We start from the raw sequence: 712 nt of genomic DNA, 5'->3' as shown, positions 1-712 counted from the left end.
GAGAAGAAAAACCCCTTGGGTGTTGTATGGTTAAGCCTCACGGGCAATTAGTATCAGTTAGCTCAATGCCTCGCAGCACTTACACACCTGACCTATCAACGTTGTAGTCTTCAACAACCCTTTAGAGACCTTAAAGGTCTAGGGATGACTCATCTTGAGGCTCGCTTCCCGCTTAGATGCTTTCAGCGGTTATCGATTCCGAACTTAGCTACCGGGCAATGCATCTGGCGATACAACCCGAACACCAGCGGTTCGTCCACTCCGGTCCTCTCGTACTAGGAGCAGCCCCTCTCAATCATCCAACGCCCACGGCAGATAGGGACCGAACTGTCTCACGACGTTCTAAACCCAGCTCGCGTACCACTTTAAATGGCGAACAGCCATACCCTTGGGACCGACTTCAGCCCCAGGATGTGATGAGCCGACATCGAGGTGCCAAACACCGCCGTCGATATGAACTCTTGGGCGGTATCAGCCTGTTATCCCCGGAGTACCTTTTATCCGTTGAGCGATGGCCCTTCCATTCAGAACCACCGGATCACTATGACCTGCTTTCGCACCTGCTCGAATTGTCATTCTCGCAGTCAAGCGGGCTTATGCCATTGCACTAACCTCACGATGTCCGACCGTGATTAGCCCACCTTCGTGCTCCTCCGTTACTCTTTGGGAGGAGACCGCCCCAGTCAAACTACCCACCAGGCACTGTCCGTAA

At 53.2% G+C, this 712-nt stretch carries 1 rRNA gene; it reads right to left on the bottom strand.

Going from position 1 to position 712, the window contains the following annotated elements:
* Positions 1–26 precede the first annotated feature (26 nt).
* A 23S ribosomal RNA gene (locus C0W29_RS21450) occupies positions 27–712 on the bottom strand; the annotation flags it as partial.

This window comes from Photobacterium kishitanii (genome assembly GCF_003026355.1).
Taxonomy (GTDB): domain Bacteria; phylum Pseudomonadota; class Gammaproteobacteria; order Enterobacterales; family Vibrionaceae; genus Photobacterium; species Photobacterium kishitanii.
The sequence above is the reverse complement of the archived record's forward strand: the minus strand, read 5'-3'. Positions and strand labels throughout refer to the sequence as shown.